The sequence below is a fragment of the Psychrobacter sp. AOP7-C1-14 genome, from assembly GCF_052376135.1.
GTDB lineage: Bacteria > Pseudomonadota > Gammaproteobacteria > Pseudomonadales > Moraxellaceae > Psychrobacter.
In genome coordinates, this window is record NZ_JBQSVH010000013.1 from 23,847 (window position 1) to 46,092 (window position 22,246).

Below are 22,246 nucleotides of genomic sequence, written 5' to 3' on the forward strand. Positions count from 1 at the left end.
TAACGCTCAATGTTATGAATATAGCATTGAGCAATTAACGTTAATTAAACCAGTTTAATAAATCGAGGTGACATCATGATGCTAAATGCAACTGAGTTTCTAACGCCGAATGCCATTAATGTGGATACGGTTAACGAAACGATTGCGAAAGTCACGCTCGAACCGTTAGAACGCGGCTTTGGGCATACCCTAGGTAATGCTCTGCGTCGCATCTTGTTATCTTCATTACCTGGCGCTGCAGTCATTGAAGCTGAGATTGATGGTGTTGACCATGAATACTCAACGCTTGAAGGTCTGCAAGAAGACGTACTTGATTTGCTTTTGAACTTAAAAGGCTTAGCAATTACGCTTCATGACCAAAATGAAGTATTTTTGACCTTGGATAAACAAGGTCCAGGCACTATTACTGCTGCAGACATCGCGTTGCCGCACAATGTTGACATCATCAATCCAGAATTGGTCTTGGGTACATTGAGCGATCGTGGTCATCTTAAGATGCGTTTGCGTGTAGTGATGGGTCGTGGATATGAGCCAGCAAACCAGCGCCGTGAAGATGGTGATACTAAAGCAATTGGACGCTTAAAGCTTGATGCAAGTTTTAGTCCTGTGCTTCGTGTTGCTTATCAGGTTGAGAACGCTCGTGTAGAGCAGCGTACTGATCTTGATCGTCTTATCATTGAGCTTGAAACTAATGGCACTATAGATCCAGAAGAAGCAATTCGTAAAGCAGCCACTATTTTACAACAACAGATTTCTATCTTTGTTGACCTAGAAGCTGAAGAAGCGCCTGAGCCTGTGAAAGAGAAAGAAGAGGTTGATCCGGTGCTATTACGCCCTGTGGACGATCTTGAACTAACGGTTCGCTCAGCCAACTGCTTGAAAGCTGAAAACATTTACTATATCGGTGATTTGGTACAGCGTTCAGAGACTGAACTTCTAAAAACCCCAAATCTTGGTAAGAAATCATTGACAGAAATCAAGGACGTATTAGCGTCTAAAGATTTAGAGCTCGGTATGCGCCTAGATAACTGGCCACCAGCTGATTTACGTGTTGATGATCGCTTTTCTTATCGTAGCCGTTAAACTTTAAGGATTTTTGACTATGCGCCATCGTAAGAGTGGAGTCAAGCTGGGTCGTACCGGCAGTCATCGTAAGGCAATGTTTCAGAACATGACCAACTCATTATTTGAGCATGAACTGATCAAAACAACTTTACCAAAAGCTAAAGAACTACGCCGCGTTGCTGAGCCATTGATCACTATGGCTAAAGAAGACAGCGTTGCGAATCGTCGTTTAGCATTCAGCCGTATGCGTAGCAAAGCTATGGTAGGCAAATTATTTGGCACGTTAGGTCCTCGTTACCAGACGCGTCCAGGTGGTTACTTGCGTATCGTAAAATGCGGTTACCGTGATGGTGACAATGCGCCAATGGCTTATGTTGAATTAGTTGATCGCGACTAATTTTGCACTTAAGACATATTTCAAAAAAAAGCTCCAATTGAATTGGAGCTTTTTTTTATCTTAAATTTGACCAATCACGTTATTAGCTGTTTAGATTAATAACGAATCTACATCGGCTGCGCCTTGTCTAATGACCTCGGGAATGCTACTAGTCATATCTACGATAGTAGTAAGTTTGGTCGTTTTTATACCTGCGCTGATCAGTCCATCAATTTGGTTATCCAGTAAGTCTTCAATCTCAAATGGGTCGTCCAAAATATCGTCTCTATCAGGCAAGATTAAAGAGCTGGTCAAAATAGGTTCATCCATTGCTTCTAATAATGCTTGAGCAATAGGGTTGCTAGGTACACGAATACCAATAGTCTTTTTCTTTGCATGCGCCAGTTTTTTCGGTACGTCTTTGGTGGCATTAAGAATAAAAGTAATAGGGGCAGGGGTATGGGCTTTAAGCTGTTTGAACTGTATATTGTCAACTGTTGCGTAGTTAGCAATTTCGCTTAGGTCGCGGCATAGTAGTGTAAATTGGTGTTTATCATCAAGTTGACGAATTTGTTTCAGCTTAGCTAAAGCATCTTTTGCACCCAAACGACAACCAAAAGCGTAACTGGTATCAGTAGGGTAAATGATTAATTGATCTTTGCGTAATAGGTTAGCGGCTTGCTCAATGAGACGTGGCTGCGGATTATCGGGATGAATATAGAGAACTTCCATAGTGGTTCCTTATTTTATAATTATTGATTCTTAATTGAGAAAATTTTTTTCCTGATGGATTAGATGTGATTCAATCACTGAATATTTTAGAAAGTTTGCTTTATAAATGAAGTAGATTGATATCTTAAAAAATATCACCTCAGTTATCAGTATAGCTTAAAGCAGATATAAGTTTAGTGGCGAGGCGTTACCAACCGTAGAAAATCGTTAATAAGTAGGGAAACTCAGTAAGTGACATTAAGTGCTGATTTCAGATGAAGACGTCTTACAAATGCTAAGTAATACAGTTAATAAAGTCTTAGCGTCACGTGGCAGCGTATGAGGTTTGGATATATAGCTTTCTACCTGTTTATAAACATCACTGGCGAAGGTGCTACTGCTAGTATCGAAGTCGGCAAACAAGTTATCTTGTGAAACTTGGAAGTGCCGTCCACAGGCCAAAGTAAACAAACACTCCAATGCTTGAGGTTTAATTTCTACACGCTCAAATGCTTGTTGTTGAGCCGCTGATCGTCCATCTGGGGCATACCAGTAGCCAAAATCGGACAGTTGCCTGCGAGCGTCACCAGCTACGCACCAATGACTAATTTCGTGAAGCGCGCTTGCAAAAAATCCATGGGCAAATTCAATTCTCGCAGGTTTATTACCTTGAGCAGGAAAATACTCAGGCTCATTATCGCTACGAGCCAATATAACTTGCTGATCAGAAAACAAAGTATTAAATAGCTGTATCAGCCAATCGGTAGCTAATCGTTCGTTAGTAACTATCGATTCTGTTGAGTGAGTACTATTGGGCTGAGTAGTAGACAATTCTTGCCATTGATTTCTCCACTCGGTTAAATCTACATTTGTATCAAAATATAGTTTACCACCAGATATACTTCTAGTTTGGCTTCCTAATTTAGTAAGCTGCTGAAGCAATGAACTTTCTACAGAAGAATGAAGTAAATCAGAGAAATCAATTTTATTATTGGATAGGTTCATAGAGAAGACACTGACTTAATAGATACTAAAGACAAAAAACTTTAGGTAAAAAGGTAAGTAGTAAAGGAGCTTAAACAAATTTACTATCAAAAAATCTTAACATACTAGCGCTAGCAGAATATGGTACTTTCCGTTAGTATGGCAGGCAATATTATACACCGTTTTGATCAATGAGGCCGCGCATGTCAAACACTCCAGAAACTAAACCGTCAGCATCGCACAATGACAATAAAAAAGCGCCTGTATCTACTGGCATGCCTGAGCACATTTCCTTAGATAAATGGGCAGACACTGGTTATGAATGGTCAGGAGAGGTAAAACCAAACTCGTTTGACCGTCTTGTTACTACTCTAAGTACTGAACATGAACAATCAAGCATACAGCTTAATGCCAACTTGTATCGTCACAACAATGTCTTGCATCTAGCATTTACGTTAACTGGTGAGGTTTGGCTAACTTGCCAGCGCTGTTTGCAACCAATTGCTATAGACTTATCCGATGACTATGACATCGCGTTACTCGAAAATGACAGTCAGATACGTTTGGTTGATGAAGAGCAAGACTATTTGTTGCTGGATGAAATTGTGACCGAGCAATCTCCAGAGCGTCTATTACCATTTAAGAAGTTGGTAGAAGATGAGATCTTGCTCAAAACACCAATGGCACCAAAGCATGACGACTGTGAAATGTCTGTTGAGCAGTTTGGCGAGATACCAGAAGAAGAGGAAAGCGAAAATCCTTTTGCTGCTTTAGCTTCGCTAAAAGGCAAACTATAAGCACCAAAACTATCTACTCGATGCATTTGAAAACCTTTTATCAGCTTTGTACAGAAGAGTGCGAGGCAGGGCTTTATTAATTTAATAAACATGCGTATAATGTCCGGTTTATTGCATTCGAGCAACCTGTTGCTTGCTGACAAAAACTAACTGGATAAATTTTTTATAAAATTCTGCCTTAGTTAGTATTTTATGTGAGTGGCAATCTATTTAACTAATGATGCTTAAGACTTAGGTTGTTATGATTACATAGCCTCTGTCAGTATCGACTTAAGCTGAATTTCAAGCTTATCCCTTTTAAGTATAGGAGCTATATCATGGCTGTTCAAAAAAGTCGTAAAAGCCGTTCTCGTCGTGACATGCGCCGTTCACATCACCGTATGGAAATTGCTGAACTAAGCGTAGATGCTACTACTGGTGAAAAACATCGTCGTCATCACATGACTAAAGATGGTTTCTACCGTGGTCGTCAACTGTTCAAAGTCAGCCAAGACGCCTAAGACATTGGCTCTATGACAGCTTAGGCGAAGATGATAATAGTACTGATGACTATTATTATTTTTGCCTAGTTGTTATTAGTCAATAAGTTTTGAGCTAAAAAAAGCCAAGTTATTTCGCTATCATATATTATGTGGCTGGATAACTTGGTTTTTTGTCATTTGTAGCTAGACTCATTGCTCAATTTGCTTATTATTTTTAGTAGATTTGAAAATGTGCTGATATAATCTGCCCCTCTAATTTGGGCAGCGTTACTATTGCTGTTTGGTTTGCATCCGCTATGATAATAGTGTTTGTCAGTGTATAGTTTACTGACAATCCATTTTATTGCATAAATACTTGCAGTAGCGGCTTTGTATAACATCTAATAATATAATACACCCCATTGTTTTTAGGGATATTTCTAATCAGATAAGGAATATTGGTTATGGCTTCTGTACCCGATATGGTAAAAAAGCAACCCGCTCGTATCGCAGTCATCTTCCCTGGTCAAGGATCTCAAGCAGTCGCGATGACGAGTGAGCTTGCTGAAATCTATCCAGAGATACGCGATACATTTACCGAAGCGAGTGATGCGCTTGGTGAGGATTTGTGGGCAATCTGTCAGGACGAAGAAAAACTCAATCAAACTCAATACACTCAGCCTGCGCTTTTGACAGCTAGCATTGCTATTTGGCGTGTCCTACAACAAAAAATAGAAGAGACACCTTGTTATTTAGCTGGTCACTCTCTGGGTGAGTACAGTGCCCTGTGTGCTGCCAATGTTATATCGCTGGGTGATGCAGTCACTTTAGTACATAAGCGTGGCCAGTTGATGCAAGAGGCCGTTGTGGGCGTTGATACTGCTATGGCTGCAGTATTGGGACTAGAAGATAACCGAGTCGAAAACTTGTGTGAACAAGCCACCGAGCACGTTGAAGATGCCGTGGTTGGTGCAGCCAACTTTAATAGTCCAGGACAAGTGGTTATTTCGGGTAACGCTGCTGGTGTTAACGCTGTTGTTGATAAAGTCAAAAACACTGGCAAAAAATCTGTTCCTCTGAAAGTGAGTGTACCGTCTCATTGCGCTCTTATGGAACCTGCTAGCAATGCATTGGCTGAGATATTAGCGGATATTAAGTTTGATCAAGCAACCATTCCAGTGATACAAAATCGTCATGCGCGCGTTGAAACCAGTGCGGTAGGTATCAAACAAGCATTGACCGAACAGTTAAGTGAACCTGTCTTATGGTCAAAAACCATGCAAGAGCTAGCTGATAAACAAATTAATATCTTAATTGAATGTGGCAGTGGTAATGTACTGAGCAATTTGGCGAAGCGTCAGGCACAGCCAATCGCAAGCTATCCTACTGACAAGCCTGCCCGTCTAGAAAAATTATTGGAGGTGTTATCATGAGCCGTACAATTACATTAGTAACTGGTGCTAGCCGAGGTATTGGTAAGGCAGTGGCCAAACGTTTTGCCAAAGAAGGGCATTTTGTCATAGGAACCGCGACCACAGAGAAGGGCGCTGAGCTGATCGATGATTATCTTCATGATACTGGCGGTATTGGTCGTGTTTTAGACGTACGTGATACTGCTCAAATTGATAAGTTGTTTGAAGAGATTGAAAGCGTTTATGGCGCGGTACAAGTATTGGTCAATAATGCAGGTATTACCCAAGATGGTTTACTGATGCGCATGAAAGATGATGACTGGGAAAATGTCATCGATACCAATTTGACCTCAATATATCGCATGAGCAAACGTGCCGTACGTGGCATGATGAAAGCACGCCGCGGTCGTATTATTAATATTACTTCTGTCGTTGCTCAAATGGGCAATGCAGGCCAATCTAACTATGCTGCGACTAAAGCAGGCGTAGAAGGGTTTAGCCGTACGCTTGCACGTGAAATCGGGTCACGCCAAGTGACTATTAACTGCGTGGCACCAGGTTTGATCGAAACGGATATGACAGATGAGCTTGATGAGCGCCTATTGAATTCTATGCTAGATGCTGTACCTATCAGTCGTCTTGGTCAGCCAGAAGACATCGCTGCAGCGGTACATTTCTTAGCTAGCGATGAGGCCAGCTATATCACAGGGGCTGTTATTCCCGTCAATGGTGGTATGTATATGTAGTCAATATAAGAGCGTTACATAGTTATAATAAAAAACTGTGTGAACGAGTGTAAACTATAATAAAGGGTGCTATAATGACGGATACTTTTGAGTCAGAGCCCTGTATGATAGCAGGGCTTTATTAGACATCAGACAGACTGTATAACATGTCATAAAGTACTCAGACAGCAATACTAGTCTGGCAAACGCATTTTATATATCATGCTATAGAGTTTAAATAAGACGCTATGGCAGTTTATTAAAAATAATAGATGATAACGGAGTGATCTACATGAGTAATGATATCGAGTTAAGAGTAAAAGCAGCAGTAGCTGAGCAACTAGGCATGAATGTTGAGGAAATCAACAACGATGCTTCATTTATGGAAGACCTAGGTGCCGATTCTCTAGACCTAGTTGAATTGGTTATGTCATTTGAAAGTGATTTTGGTATCACTATTCCTGATGAAGATTCTGCAGAATTGACTACTGTTCAAAAAGCAATCGATTACGTACAAGCTCAACTATAATTTGCTACTTATTTAGCAGATTTATAATGCCGCCTATCTTATTAGATAGGCGGTTTTTTTATGGGCATGTGATTGTTACTTTTGAATGTAACAATCTAATTTAACATTGGCTACGTCAATTCAACATTATTCAACATACTATTACTATCTACCTCAGTTTACTTTATTTATACTCATAATGGTGATTCATAGAAAAAAGCACTAGTCAGATATTTAGCGTGTTGTTCGACTATGTGTTTTACTAAAATAAAGATAAATAATAATATTTCAAGGAGTAGATATATGGGTATGTTTAGCTTTGCAAAAGACATCGGTGATAAGATTTTTAACCGTGATGATGAAAAGCATGACGCTAAGACAGAAACAAAAGCAGATGTTAATACACCAGTCGAGAGTAGTGAGCCGAGTGCGCAATCAGTTGCTAATATTTTGTTGCGCCGTATTCAGCAGCAAAATCTTGATATCAGTAATCTAAAGATTAAATATAATGGTTCTACAGATACTGCAGAAATAAGTGGTAATGCTAAAACCCAAGCTGATCGTGAAAAGGCTATCATCGCTATTGGTAATGTACAAAACGTCGCAAAAGTTATCGACAACATCGACATTGAAGAAGATGCACCTGAATCTACAATGTACACGGTAAAATCTGGTGACAGCTTGTCTAAGATTGCTAAAGAAGTTTATGGTTCATCTGGCGACTATATGAAAATATTTGAAGCGAACAAGCCAATGTTGTCTGATCCAGATAAAATCTATCCAGGCCAAGTATTACGTATTCCAAAACCATAGTATTTGAAAAGACGATTATAAAAACAATATATTTCAAATATAGTAGTTTAATTAAAAAAGCCTCTTATTATTAAGAGGCTTTTTGCATACTATACATTTCAAACAACTATCTTGTCTTAATAGAATTTGATGACCGTAAAATGGTATTAATTAACCGAATCCAGCTTACTCTGTTGCTCGTCTAAGGCCCATTCGATATGCTCATCTAGCATGTCATTGTGCATGGTTAGTTTTGAATTCAACTGTTCGATCACTTCTAAGCTGGCATTAGCATTGCCAAGTCCAATAGCGATATTACGTAAAAAATTTACATAGCCAGTGCGTCTTAATGGGCTACCTTGGGTGTTCTTCATAAAATCATCCTCTTCCCACTGCCACAGTTCAAGTAAGCTACTATTATCTAACCCATGCCTTGGGGCGAAGTCATCAACGGTAGTAAGATTGGCATAGCGATTCCAAGGACAGATTAGCTGACAATCATCACAGCCGAAGACCCGATTGCCTATCGCGCGTCGATACTTGGTATCTATAATGCCATCATGCTCGATAGTCAAATAGGAGATACAAGCCGAGGCGTTGAGCTCATGGGGCGCTACAATCGCTTGAGTAGGGCATATATCAATACAAGCGCTACAACTACCACAATGCTCCTTGACTGGTTTGTCATCGGGCAGCTCAAGGCTCAAAAACAGCTCGCCGAGTACAAAGAATGAGCCAGCTTGTTTGTTTATAAGTAGCGTATGCTTACCTGTCCACCCAAGACCTGCTGCATCGGCAATAGGCCGCTCAAAGATAGGCGCCGAGTCGCTAAAAGGTCTAAATACAAATTTTTTTTCTGAACCGATATCTAGATGTTGCCATTCAGGGAGCATCGTTTCTATCTTTAAGGCCAATTGCTTTAGACGACTACGCATGATTTTATGGTAGTCGCGGCCTCTTGCATAACGCGCAATGATACCTTTATTGGGATTGTCGTTATCAGTGACAGCGCGCGGCGTCGGTGCTTGAGTTAGGTAATCCATACGTACACTGATGATGGTTTTTGCGCCCTCGACTAGTTGGTCAGGGTGAGCGCGTAGATCATGATTGTTGTGCATAAACTGTAGTTGACCTTCATAGCCTTTAACAAGCCACTTTTGTAGCTGTTCAATTTGCTTAGCAAATAAAGGATGGTGTACGGATAAAAAGCCACAATCAGCAAATCCTAATGTTTGTGCTTGCGCTGTAATCCATTGCTTAACATCTGCTACGGTTGCAAACACAGTTGGGTTCGTAACGGCAATTTTGTTTTTATCAGTAGACATAGAAAGTAGGTGCTTATTAGGTGATTTCTCGTTTATTTCAGTCAGGTTGTGTATAGCTGATAATCAGAGATAATGTGAATACCGCTATGATAAGCCAGTGAGCAATGAGTGCAAGTATAAAAGACAATAAACTCACATTCATATTGATACATAAGCCGCCGTAAGCTTTTGATAAGCTGTTATCAGAGATGAGCAACCAAATTCAGATAAAATAAGAAGTTAGTAGAAATACCAAGGATAAGTTATGAAAAATAGTGCCAATTTATCACTTATAAAAAATACGAAACCAATTGCGTTATATAGTAGTAAGCAGGTTTATGCAATGGAGCAGGCTTGGTTTGCAGAAGGGTACGATAGCTTTGGTTTGATGAAACAAGCAGCTTGGCAAATGGTGCAGCAAATAGAGCAGATTCATGAGCAAAGAGAGGTTAGTGCTAGCCATTCTGCCAGCACTAACGTTTATCACCGTAGTGCTCATTCACGTCGAGTGAGTATCTGGGTAGGGAAAGGTAACAATGGTGGTGATGGCTGGCTTATTGCTCACTATTTACAGCAAGCTGGCTGGCAAGTAGAAGTAATAACGGTTGGCTGTAGCGAAAATGATTTGAATATTGATGTACAGTCAGTAGCTTCTAAAACTCCTAGCGATAAAGACGGAAGTGATAATCGTATAACTGACGCGACAAAAGCATTACGGATAACACTAGCGAGCAGTTGTAACTATCAACGATTTGAAGACATGATTGATCACAATGATTGGGATAAAATAGGTTTACCAGCTGATATTTACATCGATGCACTGTTTGGTATTGGCTTAGATCGTGCACCAGAAGGCGCTTATAAATCAGCTATTAGTACTTTTAATCGTCTTACTCAGCAAAATGACGCACTGGCAATTGCAGTTGATATTCCGAGCGGATTAGTAGCCTCTACTGGTGAAGTGTTCGAGCGCATAGCAATACAAGCTGATGTGACTTTGTGCCTGATTGCCTGTAAGCTTGGTCTACACACTAAAGATGGTACAGACTACAGCGGAGACATAGTCGATATACCGTTGATACCCTATCAAGTGGCGCTTCACCAGACAGCTAAATATCATATGATAGCTGCGAAAACTTCCAATCAAGCATTTGAGCCAGTTGCTACGCTGCTGACGGCTGCACATAGTATGAAGCCGCGCCGCCAAAACAGCTATAAAGGCAGTTATGGACATGTGCTGGTCATTGGTGGAAATCGCGTTGATGGTTCTCAAGGTATGGGCGGTGCTGCAATACTGTCTGCGGCCAGTACGATGGCGACAGGTGCTGGGAAGATTACCGTTGCCTGCCATGAGAATTTTCATGGGTCATTGCTGACCTCACTGCCAGATGCGATGACTATTAATTTGCATGACGCAAGCGGCGTAAAAGACTTAATTAAACAGGCCAGTGTCGTTGCTATTGGGATGGGACTTGGTCGTGACCAAAAAGCCAAAGCGTTATTTATTGATTATTTACAGGCTGCGATAGCAGACGAAAAGTTAATTGTGATTGATGCCGACGGGCTTTATCATTTGGCGTCACTGCAAATAGATAACCATAAGCTGGTAACAGAGTTAAGAGAATATAGCGCTCATCATCGGGTTTGCTTGACACCACATAGTGGCGAAGCAGCTAGATTGCTTGATCAAAAAGTCGGTGAGATTGAGTCAGATAGACTACAAGCTATAAAACAGTGTGCTATGACATATGGTGGTGATTGGGTGCTAAAGGGGGCAGGGTCGTTAGTGTTAGAGCAAGAAAAGGGAAAAGAGCAAGTATACGTCTGTAATGTAGGTAATGCTGGCATGGCAACCGCTGGTATGGGTGATGTGCTCTCTGGGGTGACCGCTGGACTATTGGCACAGCAAGATTTATTAGCAGAGGCACGTAGCTTACATCAAGCAGTTCTTATACATGGGTTTGCAGGAGATGTATTAGTCAATCAAGCTAATAATAACTACAGCGACACCAATACATTGTTAGTAGGGCAACGAGGGCTACAAGCTCAGGATATGCCAGCAGCCATTCGTCACGTAATGCAGCTTATGATAGTTTGATATTTGCTATCAAGAGATCTAACTAGGTAGAAGAATTAGAGCAATACTGCGTGATCGCTTGCTGTACGCGCTCGCGCTTAAGCTCAATCTCACGACCATCTAGATATTCACGTTTACCGTTAGCATCCATTTCGTATATACGTCCGCCTACATTTAGATTGGTCAAATTGTTACGCAATGACTGGCAGCGTTGAGCATTAGCCTGAGCTTCTTGTTCTTTAATACGTGCTTCAAGTGCCGCCACTCGCTGATCTTCTGCAGTTTGGGCGTTGCTGCTCTGGTTGGGATCTGTTTTTCCTGCCATTTGTCCTGCGTTGTTTTGTCTACCGTCACTACGAAACTCAATCAGTTCGACATTGCTGCCAGTTTGCGGTGCATGTTGGCTATATTTAACTTCACCGTGCGCGCCAATAGATTTATAAACTTGTATAGCCTGACTGGAATTCATAGATAGCATTAGCATACACGCAGTACTCATCAAAAGTTTAGCAGTAGTATTTATCTTAGACGCATACGCCATAGTAGCGAACCTCATAATTAATAAAAATCAAATGTATATGAGTGTAAATATAACACTTGAACGTTTTATTGGTAGTAATAATGTATCGACATCTGATTCTAGCAAATAATACTTATCAATGTATATTAATTAATAACTAATAGTTTGTAGTGGGCTTTAGAAGTTTTTCTTGACAATAACTCGCAAACCGTCGAATATAATAGCAGTTGATTGGTCAGTGAGCGGCTTTTATGATGTGGCCGTGGCACTTGAGAAATAAAACTACGAAGTACTTATCAGTAGCTTACGCAGTTTTATTTCCTTTGTGATAATGATATAGCAAGCATGGTGGCACAATGACTACTATTGTTAGCGATACATTGTCTCCGGACTTATCTGTCTACAATGACTAAGATAAACTTATTATTTGAAATGTGCTTTTAGTAGTTGTATCAAATGCGAACTAGTATGCCTCAAAGAACCGCTCAAGCCTATTGTAATTTTTAAAGATCTTACTGTTTGGCATTGGCTTTGAGGTTTTTTTATAGTTTGTACTAATGCATCTGTATAAATAAATTCACAGTAGATACTTACTAGTATGAATTATTCAATAATAAGCGCCTTCTTTTATAGATGCACTCGCATCTTGTCACTGTATATCGATAAACATCTATCACAGAGCTGACCTAAAATACACTGCTATGTTTGATTGGTATTGTCGCACAAGACATTTCTGATGAAACTGACTAGGCAGATATTCTTGATATGGACAAGAATTAGCGATAATTCAGGTAGTGGGAACAATGACGATAAGTGATTGTTTTTGCTCATAGAATCCCGCAAATTCTCGCCGCAAAAAAAGGTGATGACAGTGACGCAAACCACGCAAAGTCCGAACATGACGGGACACACCCAAACGGGTAATGCCGCCAAAAATTTTGAGCAAAAGCAACAACGTCTTGCAGAAGGTAGTGCACAGCCTGTGATGCTATCGGGTGCTGAAATGCTGGTGCAAGCACTGACTGACGAAGGTGTCGAGTACATCTTTGGTTATCCAGGTGGTGCCGTCTTACACATTTATGATGCACTGTTTCAGCAAGAAGCAATCGAACATATCTTGGTACGCCATGAGCAGGCGGCCGGTCATATGGCAGATGCGTATTCGCGAGTAACGGGTAACACGGGCGTTGTATTGGCAACCTCAGGACCTGGTGCTACAAATACTGTGACGGCGATCGCAACAGCTTTTATGGATTCAGTACCGATGGTCGTGATTTCAGGTCAGGTACCAAGTAGTTTGATCGGTGAAGATGCCTTCCAAGAAACAGATATGGTTGGGGTATCTCGTCCGATCGTTAAGCATAGCTTCCAAGTACGCCATGCTAGCGAGATTCCTGCGATTGTCAAAAAGGCATTCCACATCGCACAATCTGGACGTCCAGGCCCTGTTGTTATCGACGTGCCAAAAGACATGACTGCGCCTAGCGAAAAACACGCATATGAGTATCCAGAAGAAGTATTCATACGTTCATACCAGCCTTCACTAAAAGGTCACAGTGGTCAGATCAAAAGAGCTGTTGAGACGCTATTAGCAGCGCAGCGTCCTGTTATTTATGCAGGCGGCGGTGTGATTTGGAGTAAGGCGCATGAAGAGTTAACAGATCTTGCGCATCGTCTGAATTTACCAGTGACTAATACCTTGATGGGTCTTGGTACGTTCCCTGGCTCAGATCGTCAGTTCTTAGGTATGCTAGGTATGCATGGCACTTACGAAGCCAATATGAGCATGCATCATGCTGATGTAATTTTGGCTGTCGGCGCGCGTTTTGATGATCGTGTGACCAACAACGTTAAAAAATTCTGCCCTAATGCCACCATCATCCACATCGATATCGATCCAGCGTCAATTTCAAAAACGATCATGGCGCACATTCCTATCGTAGGCGATGTAAAATCTGTCTTAACGGACATGCTAGATATCGTTGGTCACGATAAGCAATTAGAGCAACACGCATTGCTAGACTGGTGGTCACAAATTAATGAATGGCGTAAGCGTCATGGCTTACGCTATGACACCAGCACAGACAATGGCATCAAACCACAGAGCGCAGTACAGGCGCTATGCAAAGTCACTGATGGCAAAGCTATTATCACTAGTGATGTTGGTCAGCATCAGATGTTTGCAGCTCTTTACTATACTTACGACGAGCCTCGCCAATGGTTGAACTCAGGCGGCCTAGGTACAATGGGTGTTGGCTTACCATATGCAATGGCTGCAAAACTTGTTAACCCTGAGCGTGATGTGGTGTGTATTACAGGTGAAGGCTCTATTCAGATGAATATCCAAGAGCTATCGACTTGCCTACAGTACAATCTACCAGTCAAGATCTTGAACCTGAATAATGCGCAGCTTGGTATGGTGAAGCAGTGGCAAGATATGCTATATGAAGGTCGTCATGCCCAGTCATATATGAACTCCTTACCAGATTTTGTCAAATTGGCTGAAAGTTATGGTCACGTCGGTATCAAAATCACTGATCCTGCGACCATGGAAGCACAATTGGCTGAAGCAATGGCTATAAAAGACAAACTGGTATTTATCGATGTTTACGTCGATCGTAATGAGCATGTATATCCAATGCAAATTGCTGGACAAGCTATGCGTGATATGTGGTTAACAAAAGGGGAGCGTACCTAATGCAACAACAACATCTGATTTCGGTATTGATGGAAAACGAAGCGGGTTCGTTGTCGCGTTTAGTCGGCTTGTTCTCACAACGTGGCTATAATATCGAAACATTGAACGTCGCGCCTACTGATGATCCAAGTATCTCACGTCTGACGGTCACGACCATTACCTCACCTGAGAGAATTGAGCAAATCACCAAACAATTGCATAAGTTGATTGAAGTGGTTAAAGTGCTTAATCTGACCGAAAATGTACACGTTGAGCGTGAATTGATGCTTATCAAAGTTCGTGCAACAGGCAGTATTCGTGAAGAAATTAAACGCAGCGCAGATATTTTCCGCGCACAAATCGTTGATGTAAATTCGAACTTATATACGATTCAAATTGTGGGTGATAAAGCCAAACTTGATGGATTTATCGATGTGCTTGGCCGTGAGCGTATTATGGAAGTGGTTCGCTCAGGTGTCATCGGTATTGCCCGTGGTGAAAAAACACTCAGCATTTAAGTATTTATTAAAACCAGTTTAATTAAGATTTATTTTTCTAATCAACAGAGCGCTTATCTTGGTTATTATATTGACTGTAGCATAAGCGCTTACTATCCATGGCAAGCCATGATTGAGAACAAGGACTCTATTTATGAACGTTTATTATGACAAAGATTGTGATCTATCAATTATCCAAGGTAAAAAAGTTGCTATTATTGGTTATGGTTCACAAGGCCATGCACATGCGCTTAACCTACAAGACTCAGACGTCGATGTAACTGTTGGTCTACGCGCCAACTCAGGTTCATGGAAAAAAGCAGAAAATGCTGGTCTAAAAGTTGCTGAAGTAGAAGACGCGGTAAAAGCAGCTGACGTCGTCATGATTTTGACGCCTGATGAGTTCCAAAAAGAGCTTTATAATGATGTGATCGAACCAAATATCAAAGAGGGCGCTACGTTAGCTTTCGCTCATGGTTTCGCCATTCATTATAACCAAGTTGTACCACGTGGTGATCTTGATGTCATCATGGTTGCTCCAAAAGCACCAGGTCATACTGTACGTTCAGAGTTTACTAAAGGCGGCGGTATCCCTGATCTTATCGCTATCTACCAAGATGCTTCTGGTCAAGCCAAACAGTTAGCATTATCGTATGCTGCTGGTGTTGGTGGTGGTCGTTCAGGTATCATCGAAACAACGTTTAAAGATGAAACTGAAACGGATCTATTCGGTGAGCAAGCCGTACTTTGTGGCGGTGCAGTAGAGCTAGTTAAAATGGGCTTTGAGACGCTAACAGAAGCGGGCTATGCACCAGAAATGGCTTATTTTGAATGTCTACATGAGCTAAAGCTTATCGTTGATTTGATGTATGAAGGCGGTATCGCTGACATGAACTACTCAATCAGTAACAACGCTGAGTACGGCGAATATGTTACTGGTCCTGAAGTCATCAACGAGCAGTCACGTGAGGCCATGCGTAATGCACTAAAACGCATTCAGTCTGGTGAATACGCGAAGATGTTCATCTCTGAAGGTGCAACCAACTACCCATCAATGACGGCTCGTCGTCGCAACAATGCGGACCATCAGATCGAAACCACTGGTGCTAAGTTACGTGGCATGATGCCATGGATCGGTGGTAACAAAATCATCGATAAAGACAAAAACTAAGGCTTATATAAATAAAAGTCTGCTTTATAATTAAGTTGCCCGTGTTATCACTTGATAGCACGGGTTTTTTTATGCGGATTACTCCATAGGTTTTTTGAACTTTGATTTGAATAAGGATTATTGGTTGAAAATCAGTAATCACTACCCAATATAAGCAGGCATCTTAACGTTGGTCAGAGCGTCTTTACTGCCAACATTCGTCATTGTTTTCATCCATTTTTAAGTATGCGAAGCAGGTAAATGCTTCATTCTCACTTTCTATAGATAATAGGTTGTATGCTGTGCAAATATCTTATCCAGACTGGCTAACGCCGCAATTCGTATATATTACTCTTAGCGCTGTGGTAGCAGTTTTAATTTGGATAGAAGGAGAGATGCTCAAACAGACCGATGGTAAACTGCCTCAATCTAAATTTTTCAAAGTCAGTTCATTGTTAGATACCTTATGGTTCTTTATATCAGTGGTGGCTTTATATGTCATTGATTTGACCCCGTTAGCGATTGCGGTTCCTGCGGCGTATGGTATCTATACGACCTTTGGCTGGATATATGGCACCAAGTTATTGAAGCGCAAAGGTATTCCTGATTCTCCTAAAGATTTAGTCATTCCACCCAAATATATTGCCTACAGTCAGTCATTTTCGTTGGTGTTCTTTGCGCTATGTTTGCTCGTATTGAGTTCAGCATGGTTACCAACATCACCGTTACAATAGTCAGTATCTCAACATACTATTTTTTGTGCGGATTTAATTGCTTATAGGTGTGTCTATAAGTATTCAGCGTACCTATAGATAAAAACCTTTTTATATCAACAAGATACGAAACTAGGTGCTATTGATGTTAGCTTAATGCAATGGTTAGTATTTATTTACAAAAATCAGCAATTTAGACTGTTACTCCTATGGAAAGCTGTTATAATCAGACTGTACTCAAAATATTTAAGGTAAAAAATCCAAGTTTTCTTTGTGATTACTTCATATTTTTGATCGCTGCATTTAGCAGAAAATATTAGGGTATATGTCAATTAATCGGTGATGACACAAGTCTCGCCAACAGTTAAAGAGTCAGGAAAATTTATGTCAGATAAAGTTGAAGGCACTGTAAAGTGGTTTAATGAAGCTAAAGGTTTTGGTTTTATCGCTCAAGACAATGGCGGACAAGACGTATTTGCTCACTACAGCGCTATCCAAGGTAACGGTTTCAAAACTTTAGCCGAAGGCCAAAAAGTGTCTTTCATCTTAGGTGATGGCAAAAAAGGCCCACAAGCTGAGCAAATCGAAGCTATCTAATCTTATGAATTATTGAGCTAACTGAGTTTCAGTTGGTTTGATTTCTACAAGACTATCAATTTGCATTGATTACTTTGTTTGTTAAAACAATAAAAATACTGTACCAACTTTAAAAAAAAGCAACCTCTCATCAGGTTGCTTTTTTTGTGCTTAAGTTGTTGATTTTATTAGCTGTTTATAAATGAGGTTAAGATTTGGTAGCCGTTTTGGTAGCCAGTTGCTTTAAATTTTTAGCTATTGGTAGCCATAGGGCGGTGTAATTGTTCATGGCTGTGTGAGTGGACATAGCCTGTTAAGTAAGATTTTTACGACTGCGAAATTAAAAGTTTAGGGGTTGCTTTTTGGTTTCATAGGGTTGTTTCTCTATTGACTGCACGCACTCAATAAATGCGCTTAAATGCGTGCGTTTTTAATGCGTTTCTGTGCATCTGCTAATTCACGCCATTGGCGGTTATCTGCTCAATAGGTTTTTGAAAGATATAAAAAGGCGTTTACCTGTCCGAAAAGTCGCTTATGCTGCCTCGTGTTACTTGTCTTGAAACTACCCATCACGGGCAGAATATGCCCCATGCGCGTACTGTTCCATAAACTAGCCCCTAACGTGTCCAACAATACATTTTTAGCCCCTCTTACGATGTCCGAAAACAGTCCCTTTTTATGGACTCCAAAAACTACCCTCTACGATGTCCAAAAACCTGCTCAAGTCCTTTTTAAAACAGTCCGAAAAACTACCCCTTTATGGACTCCGAAAACCCCTGTAACTTGGTTTTGAATGTAAGGTTTTGCTGGGTTCTAACGTGTCCGAAAACCTTAGTTTCTTTACACTATAAAAAGGGTTTGGTCTGTCCATTGAGTACCACTTGTTTAGTTTTAAACCTTAACATTTATTAACATGCTGGCATGTCATCAAACTGTTTTGAATGTAAACAAATGACAACATGCGGCACGGTGTCTGTTTATCTAAAACCTTAGGGTTTCCTTAGGTTGTTGAGCATTATAAAAAGACGTTCATACACCAATTAATCATAAAATTATTGCTACTACCTCTAACTTTGCACTGCCAAAACTGACATAACCCCTCAAAAGACACAAAAAAGGGCGCTATTTATTAATAACGCCCACATATTGCACTGCCAAAACTGACGAAACTAAATAAATGTTTTTAGGTTTGGATTGATAAAGTAACGCTCTGTTGGTCTGCCACCTTGTCCCGTGCTTTCCACCTGCTTGTAATTGAGCCAGTCATATTCTATCAGCACATCAAGCGCGGTCTGTATGGCATTGTCATCATTTAGCCCTTTCCAGTTCTTGCGCTTAAGACTTCGAGCCGTAAAGCCATAACTTAGCCAGTTGGTTTTGTCGGTTTTGTCACCTCCTTTTTTAACCATCTCTAATATTTTATTTGATAGTAAAGACGCTTTGAGGTGTGAATTATCAGTAATGCAGCTATAAACTCTCAGCATGTGCGACTCCAACATATCGCCCCATGCAATCGCTGCTTTGAGTGCGTCAAGGCTAACCCCTCCTAAACGTCTGCCTATCTCGATACAGTCCACCAGATGAAAGATGAGGGCTAACGCTGGTATCAGTCTGCCATACTTGAGCAAGTGCTGGGTTATTACGTCATGTTCTGCCTCATCAGCTTTGTTCTGTAAGTTGTTATACCAATCCATAAACACAGGATAGGCATTACTATCAAAACGAAAGTATGGGCGCTTGTAATATTCGTTTGGCTCATGTGCCCCGTAGCTCACTAGGCTATGAGTGTAAAGGTTGTCCATCGACTCAAACAAAGCATAAACGGCGTTACGGCTGTCCTTGTCCACGGCTATATCGTTTTCTTTTGCCCGTGCTATTGGGTCTGGGTAAACCATCATTTGAAAGCGTTGCATGAGTCCGTCATTGCCTAACCCTCGCATGGTTTTCTCTAAATACATTTCGAGCTTATCAGGCTGCAAGCCACCAATGACAGACAAACAATGATTTTCAATGAATAGCGAGCCGCGCCCTATTCTGTCCACCATTGCGCTACCTGTACCGTTAAAGCCCTCTAAATAAAACGCGCGCTTTTCTTGTTCGCCCTCCTTATCAAGACTGGCTAAAAAGCCTGACAGCTCATCACGAAACTGTAGTACGCCGTTATTGTTCTCGTTCTCGATTTCGCCTAGTTTCTCCATAGTAATATCGCCTACCATGTGGCGGCGTGGAGTAGGGACGTTGTTATCTTGCGCCTTACTCTCTGCTATGGCGGCTGCCTTTTGGTGCAAGTCATCAGGTGTTATAGGGTTGTCCGTGTCATCGGCTTGGGTAGCGAGCTGCTTAGCCATTTTCTTGAGTGCGTCATCGTCTGCCTTTGCTTTGCTGTCGTTGATGAGCTTTTGTGTTTCATATTCTTGTTTAGCGAGTTCATGAGCTGCCCGTGCTTTGCTGGCAAGATTATCAATCGGTTTCATTGCGGCGGCGATTGATGGACTTTTCTTACTTGAGGGTTGCCCAATGACTGCACCCCACAGGTTTGGCACTATGTCCCAGTCGTCATAGCGTTTAGGCATGATAGCTACCTTTGTACCAACAACACTACCCAATGCCACAAGCAAAGGCACTGCTACAAATTCCAGCGATACGTTGAGCCGTTCGGCGCTGTTCATTGCATAGTTGTAAAGCGGTTCAGGTAGCATGTTTTTGGTTATGCTGGTCACTGGTGGCAAGGTGTGATTGATTGGCTTTGGCTTTGGCCAGTCTGCAAGCTCCAAGTCGATTATCTGAGTATCATCAAAAGATAAGATTTCAGCATAACTTTTGCCACACTCAAGATGAGTCATCACACCCAATGGGGCTATAACTACTTTGACGTTGCACCCTGCAAACTGCTTTTTAATCTTGTCCTTGTGCTCAATGCTTGGGAATATCGTTACTTGGGTATCATGTGCAAAGTGTTTGACCGTATCAAGGAATAGGTGAGGGGTTGGACTCACTGCTACTATGATTTTCTCATGTGCAAAATGCTTAGCGAGCGTTATACCATCTTGATAATTATCAACGATGACAAGTTCATAATCATTTTTAGGTGTGCCAAGAAATAACGCGCATGGTTGGCTAGTGTCAGTGACAAAAGGTAAGCCGCTATCATTGGGCGTTATACACAAAAGACTTATTGCCTCAAAAATTCTATTGTGTAATATTACTCCTACTGTACCTGAGGTTTGCTGCTTTACCCCTGCATGTTCGCCTGTGGTCGGTGCGATTTCATGTTGAATGTCTAACAAACTATTGGGTTCTAACAGGTGATAAATATCAGTTAGCAGTTTGTCACCTTGTAATGTTTGCTCCGTTGCTGGGCTGTGGTCGCCCAAAACAGTAGTTACGCCCGTGTTGGTCGCATGGGCGTTTTGCTGTGTGGTAGTCATCTTTTACCCCTTGCTTGCGTCTGTTTCGGCTGGCGTGTGGCTCTATACTTCTTGTAGTAGCTTTTACGCTTGGCGTGCTTACGGCTTTGCTTTGGTGGGTAGGTTTTCACTGTGCTACCTCCTCAACAATAAAAACCTTTGGATTGTTTGGCTGGCATGCTACCAGTGAGAGTAGCAAGCCAATACCTATCACCCATGCCATAAAGATGATAAATCTCAGTAGTAAGCCGCGCTTATGTGGCTCATTGCGATTGTGTGCTCCGTGGTCGGTTGTTAGGTCATTTCTGTTATCGTTGCTCATTTCTTACGTCCTCCACGTTAAAAGCGATTTCTGCTATTTTTACAGATAGATTTTTTAGCGACTCTACTTGTCGGCTGCCTGTCGGTAATAAGTGACCTCGCATCTTAGTTTCTAGCTCTGCAAGTTCTGTCATGGTATTAATAATGGTTACATTGGCATGTAAAGTAGTGATTAACTGGTCGATAAAGTCATCAGTTATCATCAGGTAACCTTCTTTTTTTAGTCCGTCCATTACTTCATTTATAAAAGTGTTATCACTCATGGTCTATTGCCTCCGCTTGGTACGGTAATGCGTGTTCACAAAACATGTCGCTAACAATACCTGCCAGCTCGCTATTGGCATAAAGTGCGGCTTTGACTGCCACAAGTACGCCTTGACTAACATCGTCTTTTGTCTTGATAGCATCTAGCGCAGTGGCTAGGTGGTCAGTATCGCGGTAAATGTCCTGTATGCGGTCATACATAAGCCGTAAGTACAAACTATCTACGGTCACTAGGCGGCTGGCTGGGGTGTCGATTGATATGCTAGGGTGGTTATTCATTTAGTTCACCTCGCTGTTAGATAGTTCGCTTTCAAGTAATGTTGCTTCATCGAGCCAATACAGGCTAAAACGCTTGTCATTGTGCGTCACCATCTCGCTTTGAATGACTAACCCCGATTTTCTAAGCTCATGTATGCGTTGAGCAAGGCAAGTAATGCGGTAAAGGCGATAAGCGTCCCAAGTGGTTATTGATGAGCCTGTCATTAAGTGCGCTCTTATAATGTCGATTTGGGTCTTGGGTGTTTGCTCATTGGTAACGGGTGCGGTTGCTGTAGTGGTCATCGGTTACACCTCACTGTCAGTATGTTGGCTATCAATAAATGCCAGAATGTCGCTGTTCTTGAATAGCAAAATGCCATTGACGTTTGACGGCTTGATAAACTTGCCAGCTTTCCACCAACGGCGTAACGTTTGATGATGAATGCCTAAGATAGCGGCGGCTTGTTTGATACGCATTTGCCCGTCTGGGTGAATTGCTGGGGGTGTCGGTGTGCTGTGTGTTGCTGGGGTCATGCTATTAACTCCTAATGATTGCCATTGATTGGCGTGTTCTGGAGTTAACAGATTAGATTTGTTTTTAGATAACAAAAACCCCCTAAACCTAGCGGTTACGGGGGTTAACGAGGATTG

General features: G+C 41.5%; 24 protein-coding genes. 14 read left to right on the forward strand and 10 right to left on the reverse strand.

The window, feature by feature from the left end; all coding sequences use genetic code 11:
- Nucleotides 1-75 precede the first annotated feature (75 nt).
- The gene (locus ACT3QN_RS09480; RefSeq protein WP_021813386.1) at nt 76-1,083 is read left to right on the forward strand and encodes a DNA-directed RNA polymerase subunit alpha; all 1,008 of its coding nucleotides are present in this window, start codon (nt 76-78) and stop codon (nt 1,081-1,083) included.
- A gap of 19 nt (nt 1,084-1,102) precedes the next feature.
- On the forward strand, nt 1,103-1,462 hold the full coding sequence (gene rplQ / locus ACT3QN_RS09485) for a 50S ribosomal protein L17 (RefSeq protein WP_021813387.1): 360 nt from the start codon (nt 1,103-1,105) through the stop codon (nt 1,460-1,462).
- 90 nt (nt 1,463-1,552) lie between these two features.
- Here rplQ and ACT3QN_RS09490 read toward each other — a convergent pair whose 3' ends face one another.
- Entirely contained in the window at nt 1,553-2,173 is a 621-nt protein-coding gene (locus tag ACT3QN_RS09490; RefSeq protein ID WP_444529181.1) for an L-threonylcarbamoyladenylate synthase, read from the reverse strand.
- A gap of 237 nt (nt 2,174-2,410) precedes the next feature.
- Entirely contained in the window at nt 2,411-3,157 is a 747-nt protein-coding gene (locus tag ACT3QN_RS09495) for an elongation factor P hydroxylase (RefSeq protein WP_444522819.1), read from the reverse strand.
- Between the two features lie 182 nt (nt 3,158-3,339).
- Between ACT3QN_RS09495 and ACT3QN_RS09500 the strand changes: the two genes are divergently transcribed.
- From ACT3QN_RS09500 to lysM, 6 genes are all read left to right on the forward strand, one after another.
- Nucleotides 3,340-3,933, forward strand: coding sequence for a YceD family protein (locus tag ACT3QN_RS09500; protein WP_444522818.1), 594 nt, complete (start codon nt 3,340-3,342; stop codon nt 3,931-3,933).
- A 317-nt stretch (nt 3,934-4,250) separates the two neighbouring features.
- Complete coding sequence (gene rpmF / locus ACT3QN_RS09505) at nt 4,251-4,433, forward strand: 50S ribosomal protein L32 (RefSeq protein ID WP_057758809.1); 183 nt, start codon at nt 4,251-4,253, stop codon at nt 4,431-4,433.
- Between the two features lie 425 nt (nt 4,434-4,858).
- On the forward strand, nt 4,859-5,827 hold the full coding sequence (gene fabD / locus ACT3QN_RS09510) for an ACP S-malonyltransferase (RefSeq protein ID WP_444521385.1): 969 nt from the start codon (nt 4,859-4,861) through the stop codon (nt 5,825-5,827).
- Nucleotides 5,824-6,552, forward strand: a complete 729-nt coding sequence (fabG, locus tag ACT3QN_RS09515; protein WP_444521386.1) for a 3-oxoacyl-ACP reductase FabG — start codon at nt 5,824-5,826, stop codon at nt 6,550-6,552. The genes fabD and fabG overlap by 4 nt, the downstream gene beginning before the upstream one ends.
- 271 nt (nt 6,553-6,823) lie before the next feature.
- A complete protein-coding gene (acpP, locus tag ACT3QN_RS09520) occupies nt 6,824-7,060 on the forward strand; it encodes an acyl carrier protein (RefSeq protein WP_444521387.1) in 237 nt (78 codons plus the stop codon).
- A 282-nt stretch (nt 7,061-7,342) separates the two neighbouring features.
- Complete coding sequence (gene lysM, locus ACT3QN_RS09525) at nt 7,343-7,852, forward strand: peptidoglycan-binding protein LysM (RefSeq protein ID WP_444521388.1); 510 nt, start codon at nt 7,343-7,345, stop codon at nt 7,850-7,852.
- Nucleotides 7,853-7,998: 146 nt separating this feature from the next.
- Here lysM and queG read toward each other — a convergent pair whose 3' ends face one another.
- Nucleotides 7,999-9,156, reverse strand: coding sequence for a tRNA epoxyqueuosine(34) reductase QueG (gene queG, locus ACT3QN_RS09530; RefSeq protein ID WP_444529182.1), 1,158 nt, complete (start codon nt 9,154-9,156; stop codon nt 7,999-8,001).
- Nucleotides 9,157-9,400: 244 nt separating this feature from the next.
- On the opposite strand from queG, the gene ACT3QN_RS09535 reads away from it, so the two are divergent.
- The gene (locus ACT3QN_RS09535; RefSeq protein ID WP_444529183.1) at nt 9,401-11,233 is read left to right on the forward strand and encodes an NAD(P)H-hydrate dehydratase; all 1,833 of its coding nucleotides are present in this window, start codon (nt 9,401-9,403) and stop codon (nt 11,231-11,233) included.
- Between the two features lie 22 nt (nt 11,234-11,255).
- On the opposite strand, the gene ACT3QN_RS09540 is transcribed toward ACT3QN_RS09535, so the two are convergent.
- The gene (locus ACT3QN_RS09540) at nt 11,256-11,753 is read right to left on the reverse strand and encodes a DUF4124 domain-containing protein (RefSeq protein WP_444529184.1); all 498 of its coding nucleotides are present in this window, start codon (nt 11,751-11,753) and stop codon (nt 11,256-11,258) included.
- 964 nt (nt 11,754-12,717) lie between these two features.
- Here ACT3QN_RS09540 and ACT3QN_RS09545 point away from each other — a divergent pair.
- The 5 genes from ACT3QN_RS09545 to ACT3QN_RS09565 all read left to right on the forward strand — a co-directional run bounded on the left by ACT3QN_RS09545 (nt 12,718) and on the right by ACT3QN_RS09565 (nt 17,366).
- Entirely contained in the window at nt 12,718-14,430 is a 1,713-nt protein-coding gene (locus tag ACT3QN_RS09545) for an acetolactate synthase 3 large subunit (RefSeq protein ID WP_444527220.1), read from the forward strand.
- A complete protein-coding gene (gene ilvN, locus ACT3QN_RS09550; RefSeq protein WP_444521770.1) occupies nt 14,430-14,927 on the forward strand; it encodes an acetolactate synthase small subunit in 498 nt (165 codons plus the stop codon). The genes ACT3QN_RS09545 and ilvN overlap by 1 nt, the downstream gene beginning before the upstream one ends.
- 133 nt (nt 14,928-15,060) lie before the next feature.
- Nucleotides 15,061-16,077: a ketol-acid reductoisomerase gene (gene ilvC, locus ACT3QN_RS09555; protein WP_444521769.1), complete on the forward strand. Its 1,017-nt coding sequence runs from the start codon at nt 15,061-15,063 to the stop codon at nt 16,075-16,077.
- A gap of 281 nt (nt 16,078-16,358) precedes the next feature.
- Nucleotides 16,359-16,790, forward strand: a complete 432-nt coding sequence (locus tag ACT3QN_RS09560; protein ID WP_444529185.1) for a hypothetical protein — start codon at nt 16,359-16,361, stop codon at nt 16,788-16,790.
- Between the two features lie 363 nt (nt 16,791-17,153).
- Nucleotides 17,154-17,366 carry a cold-shock protein gene (locus ACT3QN_RS09565; RefSeq protein WP_057758834.1) on the forward strand — a complete coding sequence of 71 codons (213 nt, stop codon included), beginning with the start codon at nt 17,154-17,156 and terminating at the stop codon, nt 17,364-17,366.
- A gap of 1,148 nt (nt 17,367-18,514) precedes the next feature.
- On the opposite strand, the gene ACT3QN_RS09570 is transcribed toward ACT3QN_RS09565, so the two are convergent.
- From ACT3QN_RS09570 to ACT3QN_RS09595, 6 genes are all read right to left on the reverse strand, one after another.
- The gene (locus ACT3QN_RS09570) at nt 18,515-20,773 is read right to left on the reverse strand and encodes a YfjI family protein (protein WP_443547798.1); all 2,259 of its coding nucleotides are present in this window, start codon (nt 20,771-20,773) and stop codon (nt 18,515-18,517) included.
- Nucleotides 20,774-20,879: 106 nt separating this feature from the next.
- Nucleotides 20,880-21,074 (reverse strand): hypothetical protein, encoded by a 195-nt coding sequence (locus tag ACT3QN_RS09575; RefSeq protein WP_192994609.1) that lies wholly within the window; start codon nt 21,072-21,074, stop codon nt 20,880-20,882.
- A complete protein-coding gene (locus ACT3QN_RS09580) occupies nt 21,061-21,336 on the reverse strand; it encodes a hypothetical protein (RefSeq protein ID WP_192994608.1) in 276 nt (91 codons plus the stop codon). Before ACT3QN_RS09580 ends, ACT3QN_RS09575 begins: the two co-directional genes overlap by 14 nt.
- Nucleotides 21,329-21,616, reverse strand: a complete 288-nt coding sequence (locus ACT3QN_RS09585; RefSeq protein WP_192994606.1) for a hypothetical protein — start codon at nt 21,614-21,616, stop codon at nt 21,329-21,331. The genes ACT3QN_RS09580 and ACT3QN_RS09585 overlap by 8 nt, the downstream gene beginning before the upstream one ends.
- On the reverse strand, nt 21,617-21,898 hold the full coding sequence (locus ACT3QN_RS09590) for a helix-turn-helix domain-containing protein (RefSeq protein ID WP_192994604.1): 282 nt from the start codon (nt 21,896-21,898) through the stop codon (nt 21,617-21,619).
- Between the two features lie 3 nt (nt 21,899-21,901).
- Nucleotides 21,902-22,129 (reverse strand): helix-turn-helix domain-containing protein, encoded by a 228-nt coding sequence (locus tag ACT3QN_RS09595; protein WP_226941090.1) that lies wholly within the window; start codon nt 22,127-22,129, stop codon nt 21,902-21,904.
- Between the last annotated feature and the right edge of the window lie 117 nt (nt 22,130-22,246).

Bases quoted from the DNA above. Each gene is read 5' to 3' on its own strand.
- fabG (WP_444521386.1), top strand. From the start codon at position 5,824: ATGAGCCGTACAATTACATTAGTAACTGGTGCTAGCCGAGGTATTGGT.
- ACT3QN_RS09540 (WP_444529184.1), bottom strand. From the start codon at position 11,753: ATGGCGTATGCGTCTAAGATAAATACTACTGCTAAACTTTTGATGAGT.
- ACT3QN_RS09575 (WP_192994609.1), bottom strand. From the start codon at position 21,074: ATGAGCAACGATAACAGAAATGACCTAACAACCGACCACGGAGCACAC.
- ilvC (WP_444521769.1), top strand. From the start codon at position 15,061: ATGAACGTTTATTATGACAAAGATTGTGATCTATCAATTATCCAAGGT.
- rplQ (WP_021813387.1), top strand. From the start codon at position 1,103: ATGCGCCATCGTAAGAGTGGAGTCAAGCTGGGTCGTACCGGCAGTCAT.
- ACT3QN_RS09565 (WP_057758834.1), top strand. From the start codon at position 17,154: ATGTCAGATAAAGTTGAAGGCACTGTAAAGTGGTTTAATGAAGCTAAA.
- ACT3QN_RS09580 (WP_192994608.1), bottom strand. From the start codon at position 21,336: ATGAGTGATAACACTTTTATAAATGAAGTAATGGACGGACTAAAAAAA.
- ACT3QN_RS09480 (WP_021813386.1), top strand. From the start codon at position 76: ATGATGCTAAATGCAACTGAGTTTCTAACGCCGAATGCCATTAATGTG.
- ACT3QN_RS09595 (WP_226941090.1), bottom strand. From the start codon at position 22,129: ATGACCCCAGCAACACACAGCACACCGACACCCCCAGCAATTCACCCA.
- ACT3QN_RS09545 (WP_444527220.1), top strand. From the start codon at position 12,718: ATGCTATCGGGTGCTGAAATGCTGGTGCAAGCACTGACTGACGAAGGT.
- queG (WP_444529182.1), bottom strand. From the start codon at position 9,156: ATGTCTACTGATAAAAACAAAATTGCCGTTACGAACCCAACTGTGTTT.
- ACT3QN_RS09500 (WP_444522818.1), top strand. From the start codon at position 3,340: ATGTCAAACACTCCAGAAACTAAACCGTCAGCATCGCACAATGACAAT.
- ilvN (WP_444521770.1), top strand. From the start codon at position 14,430: ATGCAACAACAACATCTGATTTCGGTATTGATGGAAAACGAAGCGGGT.
- ACT3QN_RS09585 (WP_192994606.1), bottom strand. From the start codon at position 21,616: ATGAATAACCACCCTAGCATATCAATCGACACCCCAGCCAGCCGCCTA.
- ACT3QN_RS09570 (WP_443547798.1), bottom strand. From the start codon at position 20,773: ATGACTACCACACAGCAAAACGCCCATGCGACCAACACGGGCGTAACT.
- ACT3QN_RS09495 (WP_444522819.1), bottom strand. From the start codon at position 3,157: ATGAACCTATCCAATAATAAAATTGATTTCTCTGATTTACTTCATTCT.
- ACT3QN_RS09590 (WP_192994604.1), bottom strand. From the start codon at position 21,898: ATGACCACTACAGCAACCGCACCCGTTACCAATGAGCAAACACCCAAG.
- rpmF (WP_057758809.1), top strand. From the start codon at position 4,251: ATGGCTGTTCAAAAAAGTCGTAAAAGCCGTTCTCGTCGTGACATGCGC.
- ACT3QN_RS09535 (WP_444529183.1), top strand. From the start codon at position 9,401: ATGAAAAATAGTGCCAATTTATCACTTATAAAAAATACGAAACCAATT.
- fabD (WP_444521385.1), top strand. From the start codon at position 4,859: ATGGCTTCTGTACCCGATATGGTAAAAAAGCAACCCGCTCGTATCGCA.
- acpP (WP_444521387.1), top strand. From the start codon at position 6,824: ATGAGTAATGATATCGAGTTAAGAGTAAAAGCAGCAGTAGCTGAGCAA.
- lysM (WP_444521388.1), top strand. From the start codon at position 7,343: ATGGGTATGTTTAGCTTTGCAAAAGACATCGGTGATAAGATTTTTAAC.
- ACT3QN_RS09490 (WP_444529181.1), bottom strand. From the start codon at position 2,173: ATGGAAGTTCTCTATATTCATCCCGATAATCCGCAGCCACGTCTCATT.